21 protein-coding genes are annotated in these 24780 nt (G+C 41.4%); 13 read left to right on the top strand and 8 right to left on the bottom strand.

Annotated features, from left to right (window positions below; all coding sequences use genetic code 11):
- Positions 1–219 precede the first annotated feature (219 nt).
- Positions 220–381 (bottom strand): oxidoreductase-like domain-containing protein, encoded by a 162-nt coding sequence (locus AAEZ22_RS10910; protein ID WP_086998010.1) that lies wholly within the window; start codon positions 379–381, stop codon positions 220–222.
- A gap of 103 nt (positions 382–484) precedes the next feature.
- On the opposite strand from AAEZ22_RS10910, the gene AAEZ22_RS10905 reads away from it, so the two are divergent.
- Both AAEZ22_RS10905 and AAEZ22_RS10900 read left to right on the top strand, forming a co-directional pair.
- Positions 485–907 carry a hypothetical protein gene (locus AAEZ22_RS10905; protein ID WP_041454912.1) on the top strand — a complete coding sequence of 141 codons (423 nt, stop codon included), beginning with the start codon at positions 485–487 and terminating at the stop codon, positions 905–907.
- An 83-nt stretch (positions 908–990) separates the two neighbouring features.
- Positions 991–2352, top strand: coding sequence for a leucyl aminopeptidase family protein (locus tag AAEZ22_RS10900; RefSeq protein WP_197182878.1), 1362 nt, complete (start codon positions 991–993; stop codon positions 2350–2352).
- A gap of 24 nt (positions 2353–2376) precedes the next feature.
- Here the strand turns inward: AAEZ22_RS10900 and gloA2 are convergent, their stop codons facing one another.
- Together gloA2 and AAEZ22_RS10890 are read right to left on the bottom strand one after the other, a co-directional pair.
- Positions 2377–2763, bottom strand: coding sequence for an SMU1112c/YaeR family gloxylase I-like metalloprotein (gene gloA2 / locus AAEZ22_RS10895; RefSeq protein WP_182683674.1), 387 nt, complete (start codon positions 2761–2763; stop codon positions 2377–2379).
- An 87-nt stretch (positions 2764–2850) separates the two neighbouring features.
- On the bottom strand, positions 2851–3930 hold the full coding sequence (locus AAEZ22_RS10890) for a ketoacyl-ACP synthase III (RefSeq protein WP_197182877.1): 1080 nt from the start codon (positions 3928–3930) through the stop codon (positions 2851–2853).
- 186 nt (positions 3931–4116) lie between these two features.
- Between AAEZ22_RS10890 and AAEZ22_RS10885 the strand changes: the two genes are divergently transcribed.
- The 4 genes from AAEZ22_RS10885 to AAEZ22_RS10870 all read left to right on the top strand — a co-directional run bounded on the left by AAEZ22_RS10885 (position 4117) and on the right by AAEZ22_RS10870 (position 7833).
- Positions 4117–5424, top strand: a complete 1308-nt coding sequence (locus AAEZ22_RS10885; RefSeq protein WP_089369193.1) for a metal-dependent hydrolase family protein — start codon at positions 4117–4119, stop codon at positions 5422–5424.
- Positions 5425–5614: 190 nt separating this feature from the next.
- Positions 5615–6874 carry an ATP-binding protein gene (locus tag AAEZ22_RS10880; protein ID WP_197182876.1) on the top strand — a complete coding sequence of 420 codons (1260 nt, stop codon included), beginning with the start codon at positions 5615–5617 and terminating at the stop codon, positions 6872–6874.
- Complete coding sequence (locus AAEZ22_RS10875; RefSeq protein ID WP_197182875.1) at positions 6871–7398, top strand: response regulator transcription factor; 528 nt, start codon at positions 6871–6873, stop codon at positions 7396–7398. The genes AAEZ22_RS10880 and AAEZ22_RS10875 overlap by 4 nt, the downstream gene beginning before the upstream one ends.
- Before the next feature lie 156 nt (positions 7399–7554).
- Complete coding sequence (locus tag AAEZ22_RS10870; RefSeq protein ID WP_011329937.1) at positions 7555–7833, top strand: peptidylprolyl isomerase; 279 nt, start codon at positions 7555–7557, stop codon at positions 7831–7833.
- Between the two features lie 136 nt (positions 7834–7969).
- On the opposite strand, the gene AAEZ22_RS10865 is transcribed toward AAEZ22_RS10870, so the two are convergent.
- The 4 genes from AAEZ22_RS10865 to AAEZ22_RS10850 form a co-directional block, all read right to left on the bottom strand.
- Positions 7970–8632 carry a DsbA family oxidoreductase gene (locus AAEZ22_RS10865; protein ID WP_011329938.1) on the bottom strand — a complete coding sequence of 221 codons (663 nt, stop codon included), beginning with the start codon at positions 8630–8632 and terminating at the stop codon, positions 7970–7972.
- 123 nt (positions 8633–8755) lie between these two features.
- A complete protein-coding gene (locus AAEZ22_RS10860) occupies positions 8756–9364 on the bottom strand; it encodes a flavin reductase family protein (protein ID WP_197182874.1) in 609 nt (202 codons plus the stop codon).
- Between the two features lie 24 nt (positions 9365–9388).
- On the bottom strand, positions 9389–10123 hold the full coding sequence (locus AAEZ22_RS10855; RefSeq protein ID WP_197182873.1) for an SDR family oxidoreductase: 735 nt from the start codon (positions 10121–10123) through the stop codon (positions 9389–9391).
- The gene (locus AAEZ22_RS10850; RefSeq protein WP_011329941.1) at positions 10120–10518 is read right to left on the bottom strand and encodes a thiol-disulfide oxidoreductase DCC family protein; all 399 of its coding nucleotides are present in this window, start codon (positions 10516–10518) and stop codon (positions 10120–10122) included. Before AAEZ22_RS10850 ends, AAEZ22_RS10855 begins: the two co-directional genes overlap by 4 nt.
- A gap of 120 nt (positions 10519–10638) precedes the next feature.
- On the opposite strand from AAEZ22_RS10850, the gene ppc reads away from it, so the two are divergent.
- The gene (ppc, locus tag AAEZ22_RS10845) at positions 10639–13284 is read left to right on the top strand and encodes a phosphoenolpyruvate carboxylase (RefSeq protein ID WP_182677989.1); all 2646 of its coding nucleotides are present in this window, start codon (positions 10639–10641) and stop codon (positions 13282–13284) included.
- A 120-nt stretch (positions 13285–13404) separates the two neighbouring features.
- A complete protein-coding gene (gene cdd, locus AAEZ22_RS10840) occupies positions 13405–14334 on the top strand; it encodes a cytidine deaminase (protein WP_338411844.1) in 930 nt (309 codons plus the stop codon).
- A gap of 30 nt (positions 14335–14364) precedes the next feature.
- Here the strand turns inward: cdd and udp are convergent, their stop codons facing one another.
- On the bottom strand, positions 14365–15123 hold the full coding sequence (udp, locus tag AAEZ22_RS10835; RefSeq protein ID WP_011329945.1) for a uridine phosphorylase: 759 nt from the start codon (positions 15121–15123) through the stop codon (positions 14365–14367).
- A gap of 417 nt (positions 15124–15540) precedes the next feature.
- On the opposite strand from udp, the gene AAEZ22_RS10830 reads away from it, so the two are divergent.
- The 5 genes from AAEZ22_RS10830 (at position 15541) to AAEZ22_RS10810 (ending at position 24703) form a co-directional block, all read left to right on the top strand.
- Complete coding sequence (locus AAEZ22_RS10830) at positions 15541–16650, top strand: arginase family protein (RefSeq protein ID WP_058374934.1); 1110 nt, start codon at positions 15541–15543, stop codon at positions 16648–16650.
- 142 nt (positions 16651–16792) lie between these two features.
- Positions 16793–18094 carry a polyamine export protein PaeA gene (gene paeA / locus AAEZ22_RS10825; protein ID WP_011329947.1) on the top strand — a complete coding sequence of 434 codons (1302 nt, stop codon included), beginning with the start codon at positions 16793–16795 and terminating at the stop codon, positions 18092–18094.
- A gap of 889 nt (positions 18095–18983) precedes the next feature.
- Entirely contained in the window at positions 18984–20147 is a 1164-nt protein-coding gene (locus AAEZ22_RS10820) for an efflux RND transporter periplasmic adaptor subunit (protein ID WP_179807154.1), read from the top strand.
- A 12-nt stretch (positions 20148–20159) separates the two neighbouring features.
- Complete coding sequence (locus AAEZ22_RS10815) at positions 20160–23291, top strand: efflux RND transporter permease subunit (RefSeq protein ID WP_350627911.1); 3132 nt, start codon at positions 20160–20162, stop codon at positions 23289–23291.
- Positions 23291–24703 (top strand): efflux transporter outer membrane subunit, encoded by a 1413-nt coding sequence (locus AAEZ22_RS10810; protein ID WP_338411819.1) that lies wholly within the window; start codon positions 23291–23293, stop codon positions 24701–24703. Before AAEZ22_RS10815 ends, AAEZ22_RS10810 begins: the two co-directional genes overlap by 1 nt.
- Positions 24704–24780 lie beyond the last annotated feature (77 nt).

The raw sequence follows: 24780 nt of genomic DNA, 5'->3' as shown, positions 1-24780 counted from the left end.
ACTCCTTAAAGCTTAATAAATTAAGCCCACTTCCTGTGAGTCCAGCTTATAGACTATAGAGAAAAAACAAGTAGAGCAATTATTAATTAACTATTATTTAACAATGAGGGTGTTTTGTATGAAATTGCAACAATACAGTGTGTGCTGCTTGTAATGCGCAGTTTGATTAAGGAAACGGTTAAATTAAGGGGAGTTTGAATGAGGGTTTAAGTGTTTTTGTTACTTTATTGTTATTGCGTGTTGCTCATTTTCACGCTTCCAAATAGCGAGCTGCTTTTTATATTCATCCCATACGCATGGGCAACAACTTCCACCACCACAGCACTCGTCCGGCTTAGGTTTTTCTGGTTTTGCGACTGCAGGTAGTATATTTAATTGCATATTAAGATTTTTTAAATACTAAAAAGGCTGTAAATAATAAAGTATTGACCTTGGCATGTAAATTATTCTTTGTGAACTTGAATCCCTGTGTGAGAATACGCCAATGCGATTATATAAAGTCATACACCGCGCACCATGGCGGGTTGTTAAAATTAGTTCCAAGCGCCAGCAATTGCGTTTTCGTCGTGCTATGGTTGCGCTTAAAATTGCGCTTGCGCAAGAAAGACAAGAAACAAAAGAAATGCTTTCAATTTATAAACGCTACACACAAGGGCAAACAAATAAAGCCGAATTAAAGCGTGCAAACGAGCAATTTGTAGATATTTTAAAGGGTTTGGGTTTAGGGGTATTTGCCATATTACCGTTTGCGCCTTTAACTATTCCCTTAGTGGTTAAACTGGGCCGCTTAGTTGGCGTTGATGTTTTGCCTAGCTCCTTCAATATGAATCGTTCAGTTAAAGAGCTTGATCGTGAAATAGCTCAAGAAAATCAAAAACAAGACCCACAAAACTCATTAAAAAAGTAATCTATAATTGGCAAAATTAGCGATACCTTTTGCGTCTCCTTATTGTTATGCTTAGTGACCATTTATATTTTGTGAGTCATTTAATGAGTGCATTACTTCGTCATACTTCTTCTGGAATTCCTTTATCTTTTATCCTTAAAAACGAATTAACCGATTGGCTTACGCAGCAACCTACATTTGTACAAAACTGGTTAGCAAATAGTGGTTTTGAAAAGCAAGGGCTAGCATTAGTACCAAACCCTGAAACGGGTGAGCTTAACTATGTTTATTGCATAATTCGCAGCAGTGATGACTTTTGGGCTGCAGGCGACTTAGCCACCAAGTTACCGGTAGGTTGTTATCAAATTCAAGGTGAAAAACACCTAATAGAGCAGCTTGCTTTAGGCTTTGTATTGGGTGGTTATGAATTTAGTGAGTACAAAGAAAAAGTCACCGCAAAAGCGCAGTTAGGTATTGCTGACAAAACACTTTACGAGCAAATAAAACAACAAGCCGACGCAATTGGTTTAGCCCGCGATTTAGTTAATACCCCGGCTGCCGATATGATGCCGCAACATTTAGCACAAGTCATGAGTGATTTAGCCGACACCTTTGATGGAGACTTTACTCAGTGGATTGGAGATGAGCTGTTAGAGCAAAACTACCCAACAATTCATATGGTTGGTCGTGCGAGTGAAAATAAGCCGCGTTTACTCGACTTAAAATGGGGCGCAAAAGACGCACCATTAATTACTTTGGTTGGTAAAGGTGTATGTTTTGACTCAGGCGGGCTTGACTTAAAACCGAGTGCCGGTATGCGTAACATGAAAAAAGACATGGGCGGCGCAGCGCATGTTATTGCGCTTGCTCAGCTTATAATGGCTGCTAATTTACCAATTAGATTACGCGTGTTAGTACCTGCGGTTGAAAACGCGGTTTCGCGTAACGCATTTCGCCCTGGCGATGTAGTAAAAACCCGTAAAGGCATTATGGTTGAAATTGACAATACCGATGCCGAAGGACGTTTAGTATTATGTGACGCGCTTAGCGAAGCCCAAAACGACGAGCCTGAGCTTATCATTGACTTTGCTACCTTAACAGGTGCGTGTCGAGTTGCTTTGGGCACTGAACTACCAGGGTTTTTCTGTACTGAGCGTACTATTGCTAATAGTATTATGGATGCAGGGTTGAGTGTAAGCGATCCGGTATGGCAACTGCCGTTATTTGATCAATATAAGTCATTTTTAAACAGTGATGTTGCCGATATGGCAAACTGTGCAAGCACCCCATTTGGCGGTGCAATTACCGCTGCACTGTATTTAAAAGAATTTATTGAGCCAACTACGCCTTGGGTACATTTTGATGTAATGGCATGGAACTTACGTGCTCTACCAGGTCGCCCAGTAGGCGGAGAAGCGCTAGGTATTCGTGCTGTGTTTAATTATCTGCAAAACCGTTTTAACTAATAATCGAGTATTTAGTATGAGGTGTTAAACCTCATACAACTCAAGCGGTAAATTATCTGGATCGGCAAAAAAAGTAAACTTTTTGCCGGTTATTTCATCTTCTCTTATGTCCTCTACACTAACCCCTTGCGACTCTAAATACACTTTAGCCACGTGCACATCACTTACTTTAAATGCCAAATGCCTTAACCCTTGTGCTTCAGGGTAACTTGGGCGCTCTGGTGCGCCAGCAAACGAAAATAACTCAATTTGACTGCCATCAGGCAAAGCTAAGTCTAATTTATAAGAATTTCGCGCGGTCCTAAAGTGCTCATTAATAATTTTAAGCTTTAATATTTTGCTATAAAAATGCTTAGCGCGAGGGTAGTCGCTGCAAATAATAGCGGCATGATGAATGCCAAGTAGTTTCATAACGCGCTCTCTAAATTGTGTAATTAAATACAAACACTAAAAACAAAAAACGCACAATTAAGTGCGTTTCAATAAGTAGCTGCCTATTTAGGTTGGCTCTGCTTCTTTACATGCTTTTACCGCTGGAGCAACTAACTCTAAGCCGGTTTTATCGCAAGGAGGAAGTTGTGCATCACTTACACTAATAGGTGTTACACGCTCGCCCCATTTAATATAACTAGCAGCCCACGTAAGGCCAGCGCCAAAGGCTGCCGACATAATATTTGAGTGTGGTTTAATTAAACCTTGCTCCACCGCCTCGCAAAGTGCAATGGCAATTGTCGCTGCCGATGTATTACCGTACTGGCCAATATTAACCATTACTTTTTCATCTGGCACTTTTAAACGGTGCTGAATGGCTTGAATAATACGTAAGTTAGCTTGATGCGGCACTAATACGTTTATATCGTCTAGATTTAAATTTGCTTGAGCTAGTACGTCGTCGCATGCTTCACTCATGCCTTTTACAGCGCGCTTAAATATTTCACGGCCTTCGAATAGTAAATTAGATGGGCCAATCGGCTCATATTTATTTAAGTCACTACCAAAGTTTTCGATATGTAAAATATCACGATCTGTACTGTCACAACCGGTTTTAGTCGCAAGTAAACCTGCAGGTGTATCGGCAGCTTCGAGTACTACGGCACCCGCGCCATCGCCAAATAATACCGCACTGTCACGGCGCGACCAGTTTACATACCAAGTCATGCGCTCTGCAGCAATAACCACAGCCTTTTTAATCATACCGGCTTGTATTTGCGCTGTTGCTGCTTGTAGAGCATATAAAAACCCTGAACAAGCTGCGTTAGTGTCCATAGCGGCAGCGCCCACAGCGCCAATATTCTTTTGCACTAACGACGCAGTATTTGCCACCATAGTTGATGGCGTACAGGTGGCTAAAATAACTAAATCAATATCTTTAGCGTCAATACCGGCACAAGCAATCGCATGCTTAGCCGCAACAGTAGCAAGCTCTGCAGTACTTACATGGCTAACTCTGCGAGATTTAATACCTGTTCGTGATGTTATCCACTCGTCTGTGGTATCCACTATTTTGCTAATTTCGTCGTTACTAATGCTTGCTGGTGGAATGCATTTACCCCAACCAGTGATGTGTGCGTAAGGCATAGTGTGTTCTCTTAAAAAGTGGTCTGACATGTATTACTAATGAATAAGTTATACCAAAAAATGGCTTTTAACACTAGTAAATACCCAAGGAGATAAAAAATGATAGCTTATTAAAAGGGTTTTTGTAGCGTAAATGTAGCAATTTATAGTTAATTGGGTTAAAGGTAGAGCTTAAAAGGAGCAAGTATGAAAACTACACTAATAACTACATTTACTGCAATCACTTTAGCGTTAACAACAAATATGGCATTAGCACAACAACATAAAATTATTTATGCGGGCAGTGTAATGCTAGGTACAGAGCAAACGGTTAAAACTGAGCAAACACTGGTAATAGCCGATGATAAAATTTCAGCAATTAAAAGCGGCTATGTAAGTAAAGATGCACTGGGTTTGCCCGGCGCGCAAGTAATAGACCTTAAAAATCACTTTGTAATGCCTGGGCTAATAGACATGCACGTGCATGTTACTTTTGAGCGCGATGCCAATGTTAGCAGGCATCGCTGGACTACCGAATACGAAGCAGATAACGCGCTGCGTTCAATTAAATATTTACAGCGTACTTTAAATGCAGGCTTTACCTCAGTGCGAGACTTAGGCAGTAACTATCAGGTTATTTTTCCGCTAAAGCGCGCCATTGAGCGTAATGATATTAATGGTCCGCGCATTTTTGCCGCAGGCAATACAGTATCGCCCACTGGTGGGCACGCCGATTTACATGGCTATCGTAAAGATATAAGTGACGGTGTTGGTGCATCATTAGGTATTTGTAACGGCGCAGACGATTGCCGCAGAGCCACGCGCGAAGTGATTAAAAGTGGTGCCGATGTTATAAAAATTACCGCCACCGGTGGCGTATTAAGTAATACCGCCGCAGGCGTTAATCAACAATTAAGCGACGCAGAGCTTAGTGCAATTGTAGATACCGCGCATCATTTAGGACGTAAAGTAGCCGCTCATGCACATGGCACGCAAGGCATAAAAGCCGCGCTTAAAGCGGGTGTAAACTCAATAGAGCATGGCTCGTATTTAGATAAAGAGGCTATAGCACTGTTTAAAAAAACCGGAGCTTACTTAGTACCTACTTTGCTGGCTGGTGCCACAGTGAGCGAAGAAGCAATTAGTAACCCAAACATGCCAATTGCTATCGCAGATAAAGTGCGCGAAGTAACACCTAAAATGCAGGCATCGTTTAAATTAGCGCTAAAAAATGAGGTAAATATTGCCTTTGGCACTGACTCAGGCGTATCGCGCCATGGCCTTAATGCTAACGAGTTTAGCTTACTGGTAAGTAATGGTATGAGTGAAGCACAGGCAATTAAATCGGCAACCGTGAGTGCAGCTAAACTGCTTGGTCAAGATACTCAATTAGGCGATTTGAGTGTGGGTAAACAAGCCGACATTATTAGTGTTAATGCCTCGCCGCTAAAAAATATTGCAGAGCTTAAAAATGTGCAGTTTGTAATGAAAGCAGGGCTAATTTATAAGCAGTAGCCACACTTGCTGTTAAGGCACTGGGGTTAATATGGGCTCAATAAATATTGAGCTTAATAATTATTAACCCCAGTGCCGTGGCCTTTTAATACTTCACTTTGTACCTAGTTACAATGTCGATGAATGATGACTAAGTATTGCATAAGCATTAAAATAGCTTTTCTTAAAATTCAATTAGGTAACATGTGTTTTGTTAATTCGCACCGATCCGGCTATTAGCCGACTTTTAATGTTACGCAGTGGTGCCATAGCTGTGCAGCTTATTGCTGTGCTTATAGTGTACTTTTTATTAGATCATCAAATAGCATTAATGCCCTTACTGTTAGTGATTGCCCTAGAAGCGGGGTTTCAGTTAATGAGTGTGCTGGCTTATCGTAATGTAAGCCAAGCAAAACCGCTGGGCATGCTGATGCAATTAACCGCCGACGTGTTGTTTTTAACTATTTTGTTATCACTCAGTGGTGGCGCAACCAATGCATTTGTGTCGTTATTATTGCTGCCAATAATGATTGCAGCGGTAACGCTAAGTGGCAAAGGGCTTGCTTATATCGCGGTATTAGCCATTGCGGCGTATAGTGTATTACTGATTAAAATGCCCGAACATAACATGCACCAAATGAACATGAGCGGCCATTTTATTAGCATGTGGATTAACTTTGTTTTGAGTGCCAGTGTAATAGCGTTAGTGATTGGTGCAATGAACCGCGCCTTAAAAGAGCGCGAACGCACTATTGCTCAAGTGCGCGAACAACAATTACGCAGTGAACAGTTAGTAACGCTGGATGGCGCAGCAGCGCAAATAACGCATCAGCTTGCTACACCAATTGCTAACTTACAGTTACTATTTGAAGAGTTATTAGAGGATCATCCAAATAACCTTGTAGTGCAACAAATGCAAACTCCACTACAACAATGCGCTACACAATTAGATAGTTTTAGAAAACTCTCTGCTGCGCTGCGCCTTAATAACACCCAACAACACATTACAACGGCGCAATTACAACAGCAAATTACCGATACGCTATTGCTGCAATATCCCGATCAACAAATAAAGTGGATTATAGAAAACCAAACGGGTGGCATTAATACCGCTATATTAAACAGTGATGCTATGTTGCTACCTGCTATTTTAAATTTACTCCAAAATGCAGCCACCGCTAATCAGCAGCAAGACCAAAATGTGCTTGAGCTTACTTGGCTGCAAGAGGAGCATTGCGGCGAATATGTTTACTTGCTTATTCGCGACTTTGGGAATGGCTTTTCAGCAACGCAACTCAACGATTTAGGTGGACAGTTAATGCCCAGCGATCATGGTATGGGGCTGGCTGTGCTGCTTTCTAATGTAACCTTTGAGCGTTTAAATGGCTCGCTAACTTTATATAATCACCCCCAGTGTGGTGCAATTGCTAAAGTTAAATTAGCAACTGTTTTTAGCGAGCAAAGTGAATGAAAATATTAATTATTGAAGACGATATAAACCTTGCTAGTACCTTGGCAAGGCGGCTAACTAAATATGGTTTTAACTGCGAAATAGCGCATAACCAAAGTGAGGCACTCCTTAGTGCAAGGCGGTTTTTGCCCGCTACTATTTTGTTAGATATGAAGTTAGGTAACGACAATGGCTTAGCGTTAATAAAACCACTGCGCAGCTTGCTCGCACACGTGCATATTGTATTACTCACGGGCTTTGCCAGTATTGCCACCGCAGTTGAAGCAATGCGCTTAGGGGCCAACGACTACCTTACCAAACCTGTTGATATGGCAACCTTACTAAAAGCACTTAATCAAGAGTGCGATACTGCAATAAGCTTAGATGTTGCAACCACAGTTATGTCGCCAGAGCGTTTAGAGTGGGAGCATATTCAGCAAGTGCTACACAGTAATAATGGTAATGTGTCGAGCACCGCAAGGCAGCTCAATATGCATAGACGAACATTACAGCGCAAATTACAAAAAAAGCCAGTGCAGCACTAATAACGCTAGTGATTAAATATAATTTTAGGCTAAAGCGATGCTGGTTTTTTTTGAGCGCACTCAACACATCAATGAAGCACTATAGTAGCTGCCTGATTTAACTAGCTGTGCTAAAATCGCGGCGTTTAAATTTAACCGATATTACAAGGCTTTCACATGGCAAATACAGCGCACGCACTGCATATACTGGTAAAACATAAAGAAATTGCAGAAGATATTATTACGCAATTAGGTAAAGGTGCAAAATTTCAAACCTTAGCTAAAAAGTATTCGTCGTGTCCGTCGGGTAAAAAAGGTGGCGATTTAGGTGAATTTAGACGTGGGCAAATGGTGCCACAGTTTGACAAAATTGCGTTTAATGGCGCTATTTTAGAGCCGCATTTAGTTAAAACTAAATTTGGCTGGCATGTGATTAAAGTGCTTTACCGTACTTAATATTCTTTAAGTGCATGTATTAAGTGCATGTATTAAGTGCAGTTTAACAGGCTTAATACTTTAAATTAAATTAAATTAAATTAAAAGAAAAGGCTGCACATTGCAGCCTTTTTAAATTCTTTAATTCAGAGTTTAATTACTCAGCGTTTTGCTGTGCTTCTTCTTCAGTTATTTGCTTAAAAGCTTGCACAAATGCAGCGCTAGGTTGTCCGCCGGTAAGGGCGTATTGCTCATTTATGATAAAAGTAGGCACTGTGGTAATACCCATTTGCTGTATGTCACTTTGCTGGCTGCGCACTTCTTGAAAAAACTCACCACCGGCTAAAATTTCTTGAGCACGGTCTGTATCAAGGCCAACACTTGCAACAATATCAAGCAAAGCAGATTGCTCGTTTAAATTCACTAAGTCAGAAAAATGCGCTTTAAATAAAGCCAGTTTTAGCTCGGTTTGCTTATTTAAAGTGGCAGCCCATGCTAATAAACGATGACAATCAAAGCTGTTTATTATCATTCGCTTATCGTCAAAGTTAAACGTGAAGTCGGCATCTTTTCCGGCGTCTATTAAACGTTGGCGGTTATCTTTGCTTTGCTCTGGTGTTAAGCCGTACTTTTGCGTTAAATGTTCATTTAAGTCTTGGCCTTCAGGCGGCATATTTGGGTTAAGCTCAAACGGTTTCCAGCTAATTTCTGCGTTTATTTCACCGTGTAATTCACTGAGTGCTTTTTCAAGATTTTTATAACCAATAATGCACCATGGGCACATTACATCCGACACAATATCAATTTTAAGCGTTTTCATTATTTTCCCTTAGGGCAAAGCGGTAAAGCGAATATAGTGAGTATATTGGGATTAATTGCGGTTTATCAATCATGATTACTCTACAGTGTATTAAAAGCTGCAAATAATGTATGCGCAGCCTGATTACTTTTTAGCATAAGGCAGGCGCATTAGTTTATTAGTGCTGTGGTAGCTGTCGAGCCCGCTTATAGCTACCGTATCTATGGCCTGTAAGTCTAAAAAGCCATCGCTTTGCAGTGCTGCTTCGTCTAAATATACGTCCATTATTTCGCCAATCACAAGCTCAGTACCATTGACTGCTAAATGCTGATGTTCAATGTATTTTACCGCATATTTTAAGCGGCTTTGTTGTACAAATGGGGCACTAAATTCATTTAAATACTCAGCTGTTAAACCAGTGGCAGCAAACTCTGATTCGTTTTTATCATAACGCGCCGAGGTTTGATGTGCTTGCTGATAAATAGCACTATTAACATGATTAATAGTATAAACACCGGTTGCTAAAATATTTTCGAAAGTGTGACGGGGTACGCTATGGGGGCGCATTATCATACCAATTAATGGCGGGTGCGCACCTAAATGAATAACAGAGCTAACAATCGATAAGTTAGTATTGCCTTGGCTGTCTTGAGTGCCAATTAAGTTAGCGCTTTTAAAGCCCGACAACGAGTTTATAAAGTGGGTACGCGTGTGTTTTTCAAGTGCTGCAATGCGCGCTTTAGTAAAATGCATTAAAAAATCCTTACCATGGAATACCTACCATGAAATAGCAGTGCCTTGCCAATCTAGGTAGGCGGGTTCACCGTTAAGTTCTAAATTAGGGTTATTGTTAGTCAGTTCAAATAATTGCTGCGCTACAAACGCAGGAGTAAAAAGCTTGTTTGGCGGTACATTTTTTTGAAAAGGCTTAGACAGCTCAGTGTCGGTAGTACCGGGATGAAATAAAATGAGCTTAGTGTTTTTAGCGCGCCTTGCCAGCTCCACGGCGGCAGTTTTAAATAACATATTAAGCGCCGCTTTTGATGCACGATAGGTATACCAGCCGCCAAGTTTATTGTCGTTTATGCTGCCAACCCGGGCGCTTAATGCGGTAATAGTGCAGTGGGTTTTAGGTGTTAATAATGGTAATACACTTTGCAGGCATAGCAGGGGTGTAAGCGCATTAACTTGCAATAGTTGATTAAAATAATCGCTGTTAATGTCCTCTAGCTTTTTTTCTGGCATGTGTTGCTGATTATGTAAAAGGCCATTAAAAATAATTACCTGATGTAAATCAGCCTGCTGGTTTTGTAGTGTAGCGGTAACATTGTTTAAGCTTTGCTTTGAATAATCGCTTTGCAGTTGCGTTATATTATTTAGGTTATTGTACTGTGCATTGCGCGAGCCCGCGCTTACGCAAACAATATGGTACTGGGTTACTTGGTTATTTAAATGCGCTATATAAGCTTGTGCAATTGCGCTACTTGCGCCAAATAAAACAATAGTTTTCATTTATCACCTGCACTTTTGGTTTTACATTGATTATTTTTACACTGTGAGTTTGGCATTAAAAAACGACTTATAGGCTGGCGATACTTAGCAAAAAAAGTGTATGTGCAATCAGCAAAAAATCGAATTATGGGCAAGCGAATAATCTTCAACCAAGGATATTTACCTACTGTTTTCCATGCTTGGTAGGTTACATCAAGGCCATAGATCATTATTCCAGATGGCATTCTTGCGTGTAATAACGCCATAGCTATACTTTTATCTACCTTAGGAAAACGCGTATTAAAGTCAGTGGCATTAAGGTCCTCTAATATTATTTTATTATTAATGTCAGCACGCTTTAAATGTTGCATTTCGGCGTTACACAATGGGCAGTTAGCATCGTAAAAAATGATCATGTTATTGCTTTGTAATTATTTTACATATGCTTTTTTACGACACACCATTGCAAATGGATCTATTAAATAACCGCGCATAGTGATATTAATAGTGCTCCATGAAACAAAGGAGACTGAGAAATGAGTGAACAATATGCCGCCTTGCGAGGCAATGTAAATTTACTAGGCCAATTATTAGGGCAAACAATTAAAGATGCCCAAGGCCAAGCAATTTTAGATAAAGTAGAAGAAATAAGAGCTTTATCAAAGTCATCTCGCAGTGGCAACGAAAACGACCGTAAAACACTAATAAAAGTATTACATGCGCTCAGCGATGAAGAGCTGTTACCGGTTGCCCGTTCATTTAATCATTTTTTAAACCTTGCCAATGTTGCAGAGCAGTTTCATACCGTTTCGCGTTTTAATGATGTTGGCTTTTGCCAGCTAAATCCTCTCACTCAAACATTAAAAACGTTAGCAACTAAAGCAAATAATGGCCAACTTAATCACAATCATTTGGCCGACACACTCTCAAAACTCCACATAAACTTGGTGCTAACCGCGCACCCTACAGAAGTAACACGCCGCACAATTATTAATAAGCACGTTGAGTTAAGTGATTGCTTAGCTTCATTGGAGCGAACTGATAACTTAGCACAAGAGCGCGAGGCTATTTTAAACCGTATTGCGCAGTTAATTAGCCAAGCATGGCACACCGACGATATTCGTCGCTCGCGACCCACCCCTGTTGATGAAGCAAAGTGGGGCTACGCGGTGATTGAAAATAGCTTGTGGCATGCAGTGCCGCGTTTTTTACGTGAGTTTAGCCAGCATGTAAAAGAGCATTTAAGCTTAGAGTTACCAATAAACTACAGCCCAATAGAGTTTACCTCGTGGATGGGCGGAGATCGTGACGGCAACCCTTATGTAACCGCACAAGTAACCAAAGAGGTGCTTGATCATGGTCGTTGGATGGCACTGGACTTATATGGCCGCGATCTAGAAACGCTAAGTACAGAGCTGTCGATGTCTGATGCCAGTGATGAGCTAATAGCCCTTGCGGGGCAAGAATTTGAACCTTATCGCTGCGTGATTAAAACACTTAAAAACCAAGTGTTAGAAACCGTAATGCATTTAGGCGCAAAAATAAAAAATCAGCGCAGCGAAGCCCAAGACTTAATTACCGATATAAACCAAATAAAACATCCAATTGAGGTGTGCTATCGCTCGCTATTAAAATGCAATATGAAAGTAGTTGCTGATGGCCTATTACTGGATGTATTACATCGTATTAATAGTTTTGGTTTGCGGTTAGCTAAATTAGATGTACGCCAAGATTCATCGCGCCATGGTGATGTGTTTTCAGAGCTTACGCGTTACTTAGGTTTAGGCGATTACAACCAATGGCAAGAGCAAGACAAACAAGCCTTTTTACTCACTGAGCTTAACTCGCGCAGGCCGCTAATACCTAAGCGTTGGCAGCCAAGCCCAGAGGTGCAAGAAGTACTCGACACCTTTGACGTGATTGCACAGCAAGACGAGCAAACATTTGGCTTATATATTATTTCGATGGCGCGCACAGCCTCCGATATTTTAGCGGTACAATTGCTGTTAAAAGAAAGCGGTTGTAGTTTTAAACTACCGGTTGCGCCGTTATTTGAAACCTTAGATGATTTAAATGATGGCCACAATGTTATTACTACTTTGTTGGATAATGACTGGTACAGAGGCCAAATTAACAACACCCAAAACGTTATGATAGGTTACTCAGACTCAGCAAAAGACGCCGGTATGATGGCAGCTGGTTGGGCGCAGTACGAAGCAATGGATAAGCTAGTACAGTTAGCCGACAAACGCGGCATAGAGCTGGTGTTATTTCATGGCCGTGGCGGTACGGTAGGGCGAGGCGGCGCACCCGCTGCACAAGCCCTACATTCACAACCACCGGGGTCATTAAAAGGCGGACTGCGAGTAACCGAGCAAGGCGAGATGATCCGCTTTAAATTTGGTTTACCCGATGTTGCGCTACAAAGCTTAAATATTTACGCCGGCGCTGTACTGCAAAGTAATTTATTACCACCGCCAGAGCCTAAACCACAATGGCGCGAAGTAATGGCTTTGATCAGCGAAGAGTCGTGCGAGCATTATCGTAACGTGGTACGCCACGATGAAAACTTTGTACCTTACTTTAGAATGGCAACCCCAGAACTTGAGCTTTCTAAACTGCCGCTTGGCTCGCGCCCTGCAAAACGCAACCCTACAGGTGGGGTCGAAAGCTTGCGGGCAATACCGTGGATTTTTGCATGGAGCCAAAACCGTTTAATGCTGCCAGCATGGTTAGGCGCATTAACAGGATTACAAGCGGCCTTGGCAAAATACGGCGTTGAAACCTTGCAAGAAATGAGCTTACAATGGCCATTTTTTAGATCGCGCCTAGAAATGCTCGAAATGGTATTTAGTAAGGCCGACAGCTGGTTAAGTGAGCATTACGATAATGCGCTGGTGGAAGATATGTACAAACCACTTGGTGTTACCTTGCGCAAAGAGCTCGCTGAAGCGATTAGTTTAGTACAGTCGCTTAGCCCGCAAAAAAGCTTATTGGCCGATCAGCCATGGATCAAAGAGTCAATTGCGCTGCGTAACCCTTATACCGATCCGCTTAATGTGTTGCAGGTAGAGTTACTTCGCCGTGCGCGCTCAAGCGACAACGGCAGTGAAGGCGATATAGATAACGCGTTAATGATCACCATGACCGGCATAGCTGCAGGTATGCGCAATACTGGTTAATAGCCAAATAAAAATAAGGGGGTTGCGCAGCGCCGTAACCCCTTATTTTATGCATATGCGCTGGCATTTTATGCGCTAACCTTTTAAACTACTTAGCCATTGAATAACAAAAAATATATTATGGCTTCTGCAACCTTTTTAGTACAAGCAAACACCGCACTTAGTAATACCCACATCTCTTTAAGCGTAGCGCAAACACAGGCTTTACGTAGCCAATTAAATACCCAGCGCGGTATTTTAAACGCAAATAATATTAACCAACTATGCGCGCAACTTAATGTAACAAACGACGCCTTATTACAAGGTTTAGTGCCTTTAGCGTCTGAGTTTGCGGTAGCACCCGTATCGAGCTTTCATGTAGGTGCAATCGTTAAAGCACTTGATGAAAGCGGCGAGGTTAATTTTTACTTTGGTGCTAATGCCGAGTTTAACCGCCAAGCACTTAGTTTAGTGGTGCACGCAGAGCAGTCTGCAATTAATAATGCTTGGTTAAATGGCGCGAAAAAAATACTAAAAATAGCGATTAGTGACGCACCTTGTGGTTATTGCCGCCAATTTATGAACGAATTAGCTGATGCGCGTGAATTTGATATTTTACTGCCCGAGCAGCAATTTAAACTTGCAGACTTGTTACCGCATTCGTTTGGCCCCACCGATTTAGGCAATCAGTACAGCTTATTTAATCCAGCCCCGCAGGCTCGCTCATTTAACAATACAGAAGTAGAGCAACAGCTGGCAGCCTATGCGTTAGCAGCCTATGTACCGTATAGCCAAAACTACAGCGCAGTAAAAATCACTACGTTTAACAACGGTGACTTTTATGGCAGTTACGCAGAAAACGCTGCATACAGCCCTAGCTTATCGCCATTGCAAAGTGCATTAAGTCAGTTGTTTTTAGCCGGTTTGAGTTTTGATCAACATACCGTAAAGGGAATAACACTGTTAGAAACCGCTGGTCATGAAAACCAAGCAGGAGTGGCTCAAGCAGTGCTAGCAAGCTTTGTAAACTTGCCACCACTTGAGCTAATTAGTGCGCCATTAAGTGAGTAACTTGGCAAACTGACACACTAAAAAGTACTGTTACTTAGCGAGCAGTACTTTAGCTGCTTCTAATACTACCGCAACTGATTTTCTTTCAATTTCGCCGTGGTCAACATTAGGAATTTCTTGGCGAGTACGATTAACTAATACACCGGCTACGCACGCTGCTTGTAAACCAAGTGCCGCACACATAGTAAATAAGGTTGCCGATTCCATTTCGTAGTTCATCACACCCAATTTTTGCCACTCTTCACAGCTGCCTTGTAACGACTTTGGTACATAACCAGAGTGCGTATCGTAACGCTCTTGCCCTGGGTAAAATGTGTCGCTTGATGCAGTAATACCAATATGAAAATCGATATTAAGGTTTTCACAGGCTTTAACCATAGCTTGGGTAGCAAAAAAGTCAGATACCGCAGGGTAGCTAAGCGGCGCAAAATGCTGGCTTGCACCATCTAAACGCACAGAGGCTTGGCTAATTAAAATATCGCCTTCGTTAATGTGTGGTTGAATTGCGCCAGTAGTACCAATACGCAAAAAGCTGTGCACGCCAAGTTGGGCTAATTCTTCAACGGCAATCGACGTCGATGGACCGCCAATACCGGTAGAGCATATAACCACAGAATGGCCATTAAGCTCACCTAAATAAACATGAAATTCACGCGTTTTAGCCAGGCAAGTTGGGTTATCTAAAAATTGCGAAATACGTGCAGCACGATCCGGATCGCCCGGAACAATAGCCAGTTTTGCACCTTTAAGATCGTCAATACATAACCCTAAGTGAAATACCTTTTCCATAACTAAGCCTTTATAAAATTACTATCAATTTAGCATCATTACTATAATTGTTTGTTTAGTACAGGACGTATGTCCGTGTTGATTTGTTTTGATTTATTCACCCACATTGAATATTCAAGCATATATTAAAATTACCCGTAAAATGAGGCGGTTGACTTGTATAGGCAGACATTATATTGATCGTCTAAAGTAATGAGTAAATTATCATAAACAACAGGCACATTTACACTAAGTTGTTTTTATTCATATGGTTAGTTGTTATTTTTTGGATGGTATATACATTAGTGAAGCAAGGCTAATTTAACGTTAGTTTGCTTTTAGCAAGCAGTACTAATGTTATTGTTAGTATTTAAATATTAGCAATTTTGCATAACTAATCAGTACCACGCAAAACATATAGATTTATAAGGGTTTACCATGAGCACCGAATTTCAGGAATTTAAAAGCAAAATTGAGCATTGTTTGTGCGCACCAGGTGATGGTGTATATACAGTTAACACTGCAAAAGAGCGCAAAGCTGCATTAAGAAATAAGCTTTATGGGCAAACCGAAAACATTGGCCCATTATGGCGTGAGTCGCTTAACGAGTTACCCAATTCGCCGCATAAAGCGGTTATGCTAGGTATTAGCTCAGATTGTGGCGGCGGTATTTTACGTGGCGCAAACTGGGGGCCGTTATTTTTACGCTCAGCGTTACTTGATCAGCAACCTCAGTGCCGCTCATTCGATTTAGGCGACGTACGCGTTATTCCTCATTTATTACATGATAAATACTTAAACAAAGCCACTATAACCAATTGCCAAAAAGCATTATACGGCAACGAAAATAACGACTATTACGTTAGCCCACTGTCGATCACTGAAGATGTGTGCGACAGCTTTTATGCAACATTTGAAAATAAAGGCATTTTTGGTATTGGCGGCGATCATTCAATTAGTTACCCATTAACAAAAGCGTATTTAAAAGCTAAGCGCGCACAAGGCAAGCGTACCGCAATTATTCATTTTGATGCCCATACCGACTTGTTGGTTGAGCGCTTAGGCATTGATTTATGTTTTGGCTCTTGGTGTACGCATATTTTAGAGTTTTTACCTGCGCCACATCATTTAATTCAATTTGGTATTCGTTCAAGCGGTAAACCGAAAGAGCATTGGGAAAGCACCTTTGGTGTTAAACAACATTGGGCGCATGAAATTATAGAACGCGGTGCAGCAGCCGTTGCCGCAGATGCCATTGCCCAGCTTAAAGCCGACAACGTTGACGAAGTGTATGTTAGCTTTGATATTGACGCCCTTGATGAAAAATTTGCCTCTGCAACAGGCACACCAGAGGCAAACGGCTTAACGCCACAGCACGCACTGGATATTTTATCAGCCATAGCCGATGAATTTCCGATCACCGGTGCCGATATGATGGAAATTGCGCCTTTTACCGACAGCTCGTTAGTAGGGCAGTCAAGTTCAGAAACCACCTTACGAGAAGGCGCTAAAATTTCGGCGTTTTTGATTAGTGCGATGAACAAGTAATCTTAAAGCAGGTCGAAAGGCCTGCTTATTGTATTGATAATAAAAGCCTTTTAATAAATATTAAATTTAAATTGCCCCGTTTAAAAAAGCGACTATAATCCAGCTGCTTTTGCTATAAAAGCGTATTTTATTGGAGCTATAAATGGGTGATTTAGTCGGGATTGGCTTATTAATCTTGATCAGTGCGTTGTTTGCAATGTCGGAAATTGCGATTGCAGCATCGCGTAAAATAAAATTAAGAGTAATGGCTGATGAGGGCAATGTTCAAGCAGCGGCAGTATTAAAGCTACAAGAACAACCTGGGGCATTTTTTGCCATGATCCAAATAACCCTTAATGCTATTGCTATATTAGGCGGCATTGTGGGTGAGCAAGCACTTTCGCCTTATGTGCAAAATGTTTTGCAGTTTTTTTATCAAGGCCCATTACTGGCACAAATTAGTTTTTTACTGTCGTTTTTAACCATTACTTCACTGTTTATTTTATTTGCAGATTTACTACCTAAACGTTTGGCAATGATTTTGCCAGAGGCCGTTGCTGTGCGCGTGGTAACAATAATGCGCTGGGTTACCTATGCCTTAACGCCCTTGGTATTATTTTTTAATGGTTTAACAAATATTATTTTGCGTATTTTTAAAGTACCAAGCGAGCGCGAAGATATTGTAACCACAGAAGACATTGTTGCCATGATGGATGCTGGTGCAGAATACGGCAGCCTACAGCAACAAGAATACGATTTAATCGGTAACGTATTTGACCTAGAAGCGCGCTTTATATCGAGTGTGATGTCGCCGCGCGACCAAATAGTTTATTTTGATATTAATGAGTCGAGCCATGATATTGCTAACAAAATAATAGAGCATCCACATAATCACTTTTTAGTGTGTAACGATAATTTAGATAAATTAATCGGCTCTGTAGAATCAAAAGATATTTTACGCCAAGTACTTAAAGGCGATGCAGCGAATATTAATAGCGAAATGCTCGAAAAAGATATTTTTTATCTGCCCGAAACCCTCAGTTTATCAGAGGCATTAAATGCGTTTAAAACAGCCGTACAGCCTTTTGCTGTGGTAGTTAACGAATACGCATTAGTAGTAGGCATAGTAACGGTAAAAGATTTAATGAAAGGCTTTATGGGCGACTTAATTACTCACAGCGATGATGAGTTAATTGTTGAGCGCGACCAAAACTCCTGGTTAGTTGATGGTTTAACCCCCATAGTTGAGCTGGCTAAAGTACTTGATATTGATGAGTTTCCTCATCAAAGTCATTACGAAACCGTGGCCGGATATTTAATTTATACCATGAAACGCATTCCAAAACGTGCAGAATACATTCAATACGCCGGCTTTAAATTTGAAGTGGTAGATGTTGAAGGCATTCGGGTTGAGCAGTTACTGGTATCAAAAATAGTACCCACGCCAGAGCCACCGCAAAGCTAAGTACAAACTAAGTTAGCTCGCTATCAGCAAGTAAAAAGTAGCAAGTAAACAGTCAAAATCACAAAGTAAAAACACCTTATTTTATTATTTTAAGGTGTTACTACGTAGGTTGGTTTGAGCGCAGCGAAACCCAACGAAAAAAGGCAGTGCCAGTTAACATTAGCGTTATGTATTATCGATTACCTAAAAAGTACCGAATGTAGGTCGGATAAGCAAAGCGCCATCCGACACAGTAAAATATCTTGCCAATTATTATTATCAGCATTTTATATTGTCGAATTGCTAGAAAGTGCCATGAACGGACCTTCAAGGCGTTAATTTGAAACTTTGTTGGGTGGCGCCTTCGGCTTAACCAACCTACCTTTTGACGTTGATTGAGGTAGGTTGGTTTGAGCGCAGCGAAGCCCAACGAAAAAAGCAGCCTCAATTAACATTAGCGTTTTGTATTATCGATTACCTAAGGAAGCACCGAATGTAGGTCGGATAAGCGAAGCGCCATCCGACACAGTAAAATATCTTGCCAATTATTATTATCAGCATTTTATGTTATCGAATGGCTTGAAAGAGAATCGAAGGGGTCAAATCTTGACTTCATACATCACAATTCTTGACTGACCGTTTATCGTTCTATGCAGCTCAACTAAATGTCTATACCAATCACCATTCAAAGCATAACCACGCTGAATTCAGCCCTATTTGGGCTTTACCCAATGCCCTAGGGGAGTTTTGACTGTAAGCAAATAGTCGCTTTAGTCAACCAAATTTACATATGTTTACAGCATTAAATCTAGTTAAAAATAATTCTTAATTAGCATTGGAAAGTGCATGCAAATAATTTAGAATGAACGTTCATTCTAAAGTTTAAATTCAAGTTAAAAGGTAATTTAATATGCAGCGTTCCCGCATCGCGCTATTGGTATTTTCGGCCCTCGTTGGTTCTGTCGTTTTAACTGGTTGTGATCAGGCTGCTGAGCAACCTAAAGCTACTGCTTCTCAAGGCACTCCAGTAGGTGTAGTTACGATAAAAAGCCAAACACTTACACTTAAACAAGAATTACCAGGGCGTGTAAGTGCATATCAAATAGCAGAAATTCGTCCTCAAGTTAGCGGTATTGTGCAATCTCGTTTGTTTACAGAAGGTACGCAAGTAGAAAAAGGCCAAGCGCTATATCAAATAAATCCAGCCATTTTTGAAGCTGAGCTTGCAGCAAGTGAAGCAGCTGTAGCCCGTGCTGAGGCGAGTATTGCCAGCAGTAAATCAAAAGCTGCGCGTTATAAAGAGTTGTTGGCAATTAAAGCTGTAAGTCAGCAAGACTTTGACGAAGCAGATGCAACTGCTAAACAGGCAAAGGCTGAGTTACTTACTGCGAAAGCGCAATTACAGGCTGCACAAATTAATTTAGATTACAGCCATGTAGCATCGCCTATTGGTGGTCAAATTAGTAAATCGAGTGTGACTGTTGGTGCTTTGGTAAGTGCTAATCAAGCAATGGCATTGGCAACAGTAACGCAGCTTGATCCAATTTATGTTGATTTAACACAATCGAGTAATGAGTTAACCAAGCTTAAAAAAGCATTGTCGTCGGGCTCGTTAAGTGTTGATGCAGATATTCAAACCGAGGTTGAGCTTTATATGGAAGACGGTTCGGTTTATCCGCATAAGGGCACCTTACAGTTTTCAGAAGTAACGGTTAATCCAAGTACGGGTTCGGTAACATTGCGAGCTAAATTTTCTAACCCTGAGAAACTACTTTTACCGGGTATGTATGCCCGTGCATCTATTGTTGAAGGGGTTCAAGAAAATGCTGTTTTGGTTCCGCAGCGTGGTGTAACGCGTAATACCAAAGGCCAGCCAACGGCTATGGTGGTAAGTGAAAATAATACAGTAGAGAGCCGAGTACTAGAGGTTGATAGAACAATAGGTTCGAACTGGTTAGTGACTAAAGGTTTATCTGCTGGTGATAAGTTAATTGTTGAAGGCTTACAAAAAATTCGTCCTGGCGCGCCAGTGATTGTCACTGAAGCAACACCTTTAGCCACTCAAGCGCAATAACGGAGAGTTTAAATGTCACGATATTTTATCGATAAACCGATATTTGCTTGGGTACTCGCTATTATTGTTATGTTAGCGGGTATTTTAGCAGTTAAAAGTTTACCTATTGCACAGTATCCTTCTATTGCACCGCCTGCGATTAGTATTACTGCAAATTACCCAGGTGCATCAGCGCAAACCTTAGAAGACTCTGTAACGCAAGTTATTGAGCAAAAAATGAAAGGGCTAGACGGCTTGTTATATATGTCGTCAACGTCAGAGTCGAGTGGCTCAGCAACGCTTACATTAACGTTTAATGCTGATACAGACCCTGATATTGCTCAGGTTCAAGTACAAAACAAATTAGCAACCGCAACGCCGTTGTTACCAGAGGAAGTACAACGCCAAGGTGTTGTAGTAGCCAAAGCGGCGCGTAACTTTTTATTAGTATTAGGTTTTGTGTCTAAAGATGGCAGCATGACTAATATTGATATTGGTGATTATGTAGCCTCAAACGTGCAAGATATTGTTTCTCGTGTTGATGGTGTAGGTGAAGCGCAGTTATTTGGCTCGCAGTACGCTATGCGTATTTGGTTAGATCCAGCAAAATTACAAAACTTTAAGTTAACGCCAAACGATATTGGCGCGGCAATTACTGCACAAAATGCGCAGGTTTCTGCCGGCCAACTCGGTGGTATGCCTGCGATTGCAGGGCAGCAGTTAAATGCGACAATAACGGCACAAAGCCGTTTGAAAACACCTGATCAGTTTGAAAACATTTTAGTTAAAACCAATAGTGATGGCTCAGTAGTGCGTCTAAAAGATGTAGCTAGAGTAGAACTGGGCGGTGAAAATTATGGTGTAGTTGCACGTTTTAATGGTGATCCGGCTGCGGGTATTGGTATAAAGCTTGCCAGTGGTGCTAACGCACTAGATACCGCAGAGGGCGTTAAAAAAGCATTAGAGGACTTAAAACCGTTTTTTCCTGAAGGTTTAGATGTTGTTATTCCTTACGACACCACACCATTTGTATCTTTGTCGATAGAAAAAGTAGTACACACGTTAATTGAAGCTGTGATACTTGTGTTTGTTGTAATGTATTTGTTTTTACAAAACTTTCGTGCAACGTTAATTCCTACTATTGCAGTACCTGTTGTACTACTGGGTACGTTTGCAATTTTGTATACCTTTGGTTATTCAATCAATACGTTAACTATGTTTGCTATGGTACTTGCCATTGGCCTGTTGGTTGATGATGCGATTGTTGTAGTAGAAAACGTAGAGCGCTTAATGACTGAAGAAAAACTCTCGGCATTAGATGCAACACGTAAATCAATGGACGAAATTAAAGGCGCATTGGTAGGTATTGCTATGGTGCTGTCGGCAGTATTTATTCCGATGGCGTTTTTTAGTGGCTCTACCGGTGTTATTTACCGTCAGTTCTCTATTACTATTGTGTCGGCAATGGGCTTGTCGGTATTAGTGGCGCTTATTTTAACGCCTGCATTATGTGCAACCTTACTTAAGCCAAGCCATGTACACGATAAAACATCATTTATTGGACGTTTTTTCTCTGGCTTTAACCGTGGCTTTGATAAAACAAACCGCGGCGCGCAAGGTATTGTTGGGCGTATGATCAGCCAATCAAAGCGCTACTTACTTATTTATGGTGTGCTTGTGGGTGGTATGGTATATGTGTTTTCAAGCTTACCAACTGCTTTTTTACCAGACGAAGACCAAGGTATATTATTTAACCAAGTAATGTTGCCTGCAGGCTCTACCATTGAGCGAACGTTAGGTGTAGTTGAAAAAGTAGAAAACCATTATTTGAATGATCAAACCGAAGCGGTAAGTTCTATCTTTACGGTAACAGGCTTTAGTTTTGCCGGTTCTGGGCAAAACTCAGCAATTGGTTTTGTGAGCTTAAAGCATTGGGATGAGCGCCAGCGTGACGACTTATCGGTAAATGCAGTAGCAGGTAAAGGGATGGGGTATTTTTCAACCATAAAAGAAGCGTTTGTATTTGCTTTCCCACCACCGGCAATTGTAGAGCTTGGTACAGCTAATGGCTTTAATATGTTTTTACAAGACCGCGTAGGCTTAGGCCATGACGAGTTATTAAATGCACGTAATATGCTATTGGGTATGGCAAGTAAAAGCCCTGTTTTAGCGGGTGTGCGTCCAAATGGCCAAGAAGACATGCCAGAGCTGCAACTTGATATTGACCTTGCAAAAGCGGAAGCATTGGGCGTTACTCAAACCGATATAAATAGTACTTTGTCTACCGCATGGGGTAGCCGCTATGTTAATGACTTTATTGACCGCGGCCGCGTGAAAAAAGTATACATGCAAGGCGAAGCTGATTCGCGCATGGTGCCAGAGGACTTAAATAAGTGGTACGTGCGTAATAATAATGGCGATATGGTGCCGTTTGCAGCATTTGCTAGTTCGCACTGGTCTTACGGCTCACCACGCTTAGAGCGCTACAATGGTTTTTCTGCGATGGAAATTCAAGGTAGTGCAGCACCTGGCTATAGTACAGGGCAGGCTATGGATGAAATGGAGCGTTTAGTTAAGCAATTGCCAAACGGTATTGCTTCTGAGTGGTCGGGTATATCTTATCAAGAACGCTCAAGTGGTGGGCAAGCGCCTTTACTGTATGGATTGTCGCTGTTGTTTGTATTTTTATGTTTAGCTGCGTTATACGAAAGTTGGTCAGTACCATTTGCTGTAATGATTATTGTGCCACTGGGTATATTTGGTGCGATTATGGCGGCATTAATTGGTAACTTATCAAACGATATTTACTTACAAGTAGGCTTGTTAACCACCATAGGTTTGGCTTCTAAAAACGCGATATTAATAGTTGAATTTGCTATTCATAAAATGGAAGAAGGCCTGAGCTTAGTGGATGCTGCAATAGCTGCTGTTAAACTGCGTTTACGCCCAGTATTAATGACCTCGCTGGCCTTTATTTGTGGTGTTGTACCTTTGGCTATTGCGTCGAGCGCAGGGTCGGGTGCACAAAATGCGCTGGGTATCTCTATTATTGGTGGTACTTTAGCTGCCTCTACCTTAGTGGTGTTATTTGTGCCTTTGTTTTTTGTTTTAGTACGTAAAACATTCTCAAGTAAATCGGCAGTAGCAACGAAGGAGAGCGAATAATGAACTTAAAAACATTAGGTTTAAACGCACTTACTTTAGCTGTATTAACGGGGTGCCAACTTGCCCCAGAGCAACAAGAAATAGCTTTACCTGTGCCTGATGCGTATGCATCGGGTGCAGAGCAAACGCAAGCTACGCAGCTAAATTGGCAGCAGTTTTTTAACGATGAAAAACTGCAAGCGTTAATTGCACAGAGCCTTGAGCATAATAAAGACTTACAAATTGCTGCATTAAATGTGCAGCGCGTGCGTGGCTTATATCAAATAGAAGACTCGGCATTATTTCCATCGCTTGATATAAATGGATCTGGATCGCGTCAGCGCTTGCCGGGTGATTTATCGAGTACTGGTGAGCCGCGTATTAATTCGCAGTACAGTGCTACCGTAGGTATTACCTCGTATGAGCTTGATATATGGGGCAAGGTGCGCAATCAGTCAGCGCAAGCACTGCAAACCTTATACTCTACGCAGCTGAGCCAATACAGTATGCAAGTGTCGCTTATTGCTGAGCTTGCTAATGCCTGGCTTAACTATGCAACCGACCAGCAGTTATTAGCACTGGCCGAGGAAACCCTAACGTCGCAACAGTCGTCGTTATCACTTACTCAACAAAGTTTTGATTTAGGTGCTGCATCAGCAATTACCCTAGAGCAACTTAAAAGTACGGTTGCTACAGCTAAAGTTGATATAGCAAAGTATAAGCGTTTATTAAAACGCGATAAAAATGCGCTTGATTTACTAGTAGGTAATAGCGTTGCCAGTGATTTACTGCCAAATGCGTCACTTAATCATTTACTCGACTTACCAGAAGTACCAGTTGGTTTACCGTCTGATTTACTCACGCAACGCCCTGACATTAAAGCGGCTGAGCATCAGTTGTTAGCGGCTAATGCAAATATTGGTATTGCGCGTGCTGCGTTTTACCCAAGTATTAGTTTAACCGCTAATGCGGGTACTGCATCAAGCGACTTAAGTGGTTTATTTGATGGTGGCTCGGGTACGTGGAGTTTTGTACCTACTATTAATTTGCCTATTTTTAATATGGGCCGTAACCAAGCTAATTTAGATGTTGCTAAAGCGGCGCAACAAATAGCGCTTACCACCTATCAGCAAAAAATTCAGCAAGCGTTTCGTGAAGTTGCTGACGTACTTGCAGATAGAGAAGGTTATAACGCCCAGCTAAGCGCACTTGAGCAGTTAGTGCAAAGCCGTCAAGCAACCTTTGATATTTCGCAAGCGCGTTACGACAAAGGTGCCGACAGTTACTTGCAAGTTCTTGATTCGCAAAGAACTTGGTACAGTGCCCAACAGCAGTTAATTACGGGTAAGCAAGCATTACTTGCCAGTAAAATTAACTTATACAAAGCAGTTGGCGGCGGTTGGCAAGTTACCTCACCAGCGGTGCAAGATTAAGTAGTCTATATGGCCTATAGCTTTTGCTATAGGCCATCACTAGAATGTTAAATTTATAATACTTCTAATTTAACAGC

Origin of the sequence: Pseudoalteromonas sp. 20-MNA-CIBAN-0454 (assembly GCF_040308685.1) — a bacterium.
In the GTDB taxonomy this organism is placed as follows: Bacteria; Pseudomonadota; Gammaproteobacteria; order Enterobacterales; family Alteromonadaceae; genus Pseudoalteromonas; species Pseudoalteromonas nigrifaciens.
Note: the sequence above shows the minus strand (reverse complement) of the source record. Positions and strands in the feature narration are given on the sequence as shown.

Coding starts and splice junctions, on each gene's coding strand:
- udp (WP_011329945.1), bottom strand. CDS start 15,123: ATGGAAAAGGTATTTCACTTAGGGTTATGTATTGACGATCTTAAAGGT.
- AAEZ22_RS10865 (WP_011329938.1), bottom strand. CDS start 8,632: ATGAAAACGCTTAAAATTGATATTGTGTCGGATGTAATGTGCCCATGG.
- AAEZ22_RS10910 (WP_086998010.1), bottom strand. CDS start 381: ATGCAATTAAATATACTACCTGCAGTCGCAAAACCAGAAAAACCTAAG.
- AAEZ22_RS10810 (WP_338411819.1), top strand. CDS start 23,291: ATGAACTTAAAAACATTAGGTTTAAACGCACTTACTTTAGCTGTATTA.
- AAEZ22_RS10885 (WP_089369193.1), top strand. CDS start 4,117: ATGAAAACTACACTAATAACTACATTTACTGCAATCACTTTAGCGTTA.
- AAEZ22_RS10875 (WP_197182875.1), top strand. CDS start 6,871: ATGAAAATATTAATTATTGAAGACGATATAAACCTTGCTAGTACCTTG.
- gloA2 (WP_182683674.1), bottom strand. CDS start 2,763: ATGAAACTACTTGGCATTCATCATGCCGCTATTATTTGCAGCGACTAC.
- AAEZ22_RS10850 (WP_011329941.1), bottom strand. CDS start 10,518: ATGATCATTTTTTACGATGCTAACTGCCCATTGTGTAACGCCGAAATG.
- AAEZ22_RS10830 (WP_058374934.1), top strand. CDS start 15,541: ATGAGCACCGAATTTCAGGAATTTAAAAGCAAAATTGAGCATTGTTTG.
- AAEZ22_RS10860 (WP_197182874.1), bottom strand. CDS start 9,364: ATGCATTTTACTAAAGCGCGCATTGCAGCACTTGAAAAACACACGCGT.
- AAEZ22_RS10820 (WP_179807154.1), top strand. CDS start 18,984: ATGCAGCGTTCCCGCATCGCGCTATTGGTATTTTCGGCCCTCGTTGGT.
- ppc (WP_182677989.1), top strand. CDS start 10,639: ATGAGTGAACAATATGCCGCCTTGCGAGGCAATGTAAATTTACTAGGC.
- paeA (WP_011329947.1), top strand. CDS start 16,793: ATGGGTGATTTAGTCGGGATTGGCTTATTAATCTTGATCAGTGCGTTG.
- AAEZ22_RS10815 (WP_350627911.1), top strand. CDS start 20,160: ATGTCACGATATTTTATCGATAAACCGATATTTGCTTGGGTACTCGCT.
- AAEZ22_RS10890 (WP_197182877.1), bottom strand. CDS start 3,930: ATGCCTTACGCACACATCACTGGTTGGGGTAAATGCATTCCACCAGCA.
- AAEZ22_RS10900 (WP_197182878.1), top strand. CDS start 991: ATGAGTGCATTACTTCGTCATACTTCTTCTGGAATTCCTTTATCTTTT.
- cdd (WP_338411844.1), top strand. CDS start 13,405: ATGGCTTCTGCAACCTTTTTAGTACAAGCAAACACCGCACTTAGTAAT.
- AAEZ22_RS10905 (WP_041454912.1), top strand. CDS start 485: ATGCGATTATATAAAGTCATACACCGCGCACCATGGCGGGTTGTTAAA.
- AAEZ22_RS10855 (WP_197182873.1), bottom strand. CDS start 10,123: ATGAAAACTATTGTTTTATTTGGCGCAAGTAGCGCAATTGCACAAGCT.
- AAEZ22_RS10870 (WP_011329937.1), top strand. CDS start 7,555: ATGGCAAATACAGCGCACGCACTGCATATACTGGTAAAACATAAAGAA.